The 3,296-nt window shown below is 53.8% G+C and carries 2 rRNA genes; both read right to left on the bottom strand.

From position 1 onward, the window contains the following. Window positions 1-70: 70 nt before the first annotated feature. Window positions 71-186, bottom strand: a 5S ribosomal RNA gene (rrf, locus tag ECTPHS_RS13515). 105 nt (window positions 187-291) lie between these two features. Continuing rightward, window positions 292-3,179: ribosomal RNA gene (locus ECTPHS_RS13510) — 23S ribosomal RNA — on the bottom strand. Window positions 3,180-3,296 lie beyond the last annotated feature (117 nt).

Below are 3,296 nucleotides of genomic sequence, written 5' to 3'. Positions count from 1 at the left end.
TGAGACGGAGGTGGAATGCCGGGCAAGAAAAAACCCCGACCGGTTTCCCGGTCGGGGTTTTGGAATAGGTGCCTGGCAGTGACCTACTTTCACATGGGGAGGCCCCACACTATCATCGGCGCTGAACCGTTTCACTTCCGAGTTCGAGATGGGATCGGGTGGTTCCGGTTCGCCATGGCCGCCAGGCAAAACTGACTGCTGATGCTGATCAACTCAACATCGGCAAAATCGGGAAAACATCAGGCATGTCATGTCGTTGCAACTACACACCTCAAACTGCTTGGGTGTTATATGGTCAAGCCTCACGGGCAATTAGTACGGGTTAGCTTCACACATTACTGCGCTTCCACATCCCGCCTATCAACGTCGTAGTCTTCGACGACCCTTGAGGGGCATCAAGTGCCCAGGGAGATCTCATCTTGAGGAAGGCTTCCCGCTTAGATGCTTTCAGCGGTTATCCCGTCCGTACGTAGCTACCCGGCAATGCCACTGGCGTGACAACCGGAACACCAGAGGTACGTCCACTCCGGTCCTCTCGTACTAGGAGCAGACCCTCTCAAATCTCCGACGCCCACGGCAGATAGGGACCGAACTGTCTCACGACGTTCTAAACCCAGCTCGCGTACCACTTTAAATGGCGAACAGCCATACCCTTGGGACCTGCTTCAGCCCCAGGATGTGATGAGCCGACATCGAGGTGCCAAACACCGCCGTCGATATGGACTCTTGGGCGGTATCAGCCTGTTATCCCCGGAGTACCTTTTATCCGTTGAGCGATGGCCCTTCCATTCAGAACCACCGGATCACTAAGACCTGCTTTCGCACCTGCTCGACGTGTCTGTCTCGCAGTCAAGCACCCTTGTGCCTTTGCACTCAGTGCGCGATTTCCGACCGCGCTGAGGGTACCTTCGCGCTCCTCCGTTACTCTTTGGGAGGAGACCGCCCCAGTCAAACTACCCACCACACACGGTCCCTGTCCTGGATCACAGGACGAGGTTAGAACTCCAAACATGCCAGGGTGGTATTTCAAGGTCGGCTCCACCGAAACTGGCGTTCCGGTTTCAATGCCTCCCACCTATCCTACACAAGCAGGTTCAAAGTTCAGTGTGAAGCTGTAGTAAAGGTTCACGGGGTCTTTCCGTCTAGCCGCGGGTACACTGCATCTTCACAGCGATTTCAATTTCACTGAGTCCCAGGTGGAGACAGTGCCGCCATCGTTACGCCATTCGTGCAGGTCGGAACTTACCCGACAAGGAATTTCGCTACCTTAGGACCGTTATAGTTACGGCCGCCGTTTACCGGGGCTTCGATCAAGAGCTTCGCCTTGCGGCTGACCCCATCAATTAACCTTCCGGCACCGGGCAGGCGTCACACCCTATACGTCCACTTTCGTGTTTGCAGAGTGCTGTGTTTTTAATAAACAGTCGCAGCGGCCTGGTCTCTGCGGCCCCCAGCAGCTACGGGCGCAAGGCCCTTCACCGCCAGAGGCGTACCTTCTCCCGAAGTTACGGTACCATTTTGCCTAGTTCCTTCACCTGGGTTCTCTCAAGCGCCTTGGGATTCTCACCCTGCCCACCTGTGTCGGTTTCGGGTACGGTCACACCGTGTCTGAAGCTTAGAGGCTTTTCTTGGAAGCTGAGCATCAATCACTTCGCTCCACATGGGAGCTCGTCATCACGCCTCAGGATTGTGCCTCCGGATTTGCCTGGAAGCACTCCCTACACGCTTAAACCGGACACCAACTGCCGGCTGATCTAGCTTTCTCCGTCCCCCCATCGCAACATGGTGCGGTACAGGAATATTAACCTGTTTCCCATCGACTACGCATTTCTGCCTCGCCTTAGGGGCCGACTAACCCTGCGCCGATTGACGTTGCGCAGGAAACCTTGGGCTTTCGGCGGATGGGGTTTTCACCCATCTTATCGTTACTCATGTCAGCATTCGCACTTCCGATACCTCCAGCATGCCTCACAGCACACCTTCACAGGCCTACGGAACGCTCCTCTACCACGCCACTTTCGTGGCGTCCGCAGCTTCGGTACATGGCTTAAGCCCCGTTGAATCTTCCGCGCAGGCCGACTCGACCAGTGAGCTATTACGCTTTCTTTAAAGGATGGCTGCTTCTAAGCCAACCTCCTGGCTGTTTCTGCCTTCCCACATCGTTTCCCACTGAGCCATGATTTGGGGACCTTAGCTGGCGGTCTGGGTTGTTTCCCTCTCCACGACGGAAGTTAGCTCCCGCCGTGTGTCTCCCATGATTGCACTTCCTGGTATTCGGAGTTTGCAATGGTTTGGTAAGTCGGGATGACCCCCTAGCCATAACAGTGCTCTACCCCCAGGAGTGAGACATGAGGCGCTACCTAAATAGCTTTCGAGGAGAACCAGCTATCTCCGGGCTTGATTAGCCTTTCACTCCTATCCACAGCTCATCCCCTAATTTTTCAACATTAGTGGGTTCGGACCTCCAGTAGGAATTACCCCACCTTCATCCTGGCCATGGATAGATCGCCCGGTTTCGGGTCTAACGCAAGCGACTATGGCGCCCTATTAAGACTCGGTTTCCCTACGGCTCCCCTATACGGTTAACCTTGCCACTTACGTTAAGTCGCTGACCCATTATACAAAAGGTACGCAGTCACCCATAAAGGGCTCCCACTGCTTGTACGCACACGGTTTCAGGTTCTATTTCACTCCCCTCTCCGGGGTTCTTTTCGCCTTTCCCTCACGGTACTGGTTCACTATCGGTCGGTAGGGAGTATTTAGCCTTGGAGGATGGTCCCCCCATGTTCAGACAGGATTTCACGTGTCCCGCCCTACTCACTTTTCATCAACAAGATCTTTTCGTGTACGGGGCTATCACCCTGTATCGCCGGACTTTCCAGACCGTTCCACTAAAATCAAGTCAACTTTTGGGCTGTTCCGCTTTCGCTCGCCACTACTGACGGAATCTCGGTTGATTTCTTTTCCTTCGGGTACTTAGATGTTTCAGTTCCCCGAGTATCGCCTCTGCACCCTATGTATTCAGATACAGATACCTCTAAAAAGAGGTGGGTTTCCCCATTCGGAAATCCCCGGATCAACGCTTGTTTGTCAGCTCCCCGAGGCTTATCGCAGACTACCACGTCCTTCATCGCCTCCTACCGCCTAGGCATCCACCGTGTGCGCTTAACCGCTTGACCATATAACCCCAAAAAGTCTGAAGTTATACTCGCAGTTGCTCATGCGACATGACATTTGAGAGAACTAAACTACATTTACTCTCGCCTAGATGTTTTCCCGAATTTTTAAATAACTTC

Origin of the sequence: Ectothiorhodospira sp. PHS-1, assembly GCF_000225005.1 — a bacterium.
In the GTDB taxonomy this organism is placed as follows: Bacteria; Pseudomonadota; Gammaproteobacteria; order Ectothiorhodospirales; family Ectothiorhodospiraceae; genus Ectothiorhodospira.
The sequence above is the reverse complement of the archived record's forward strand: the minus strand, read 5'-3'. Positions and strand labels throughout refer to the sequence as shown.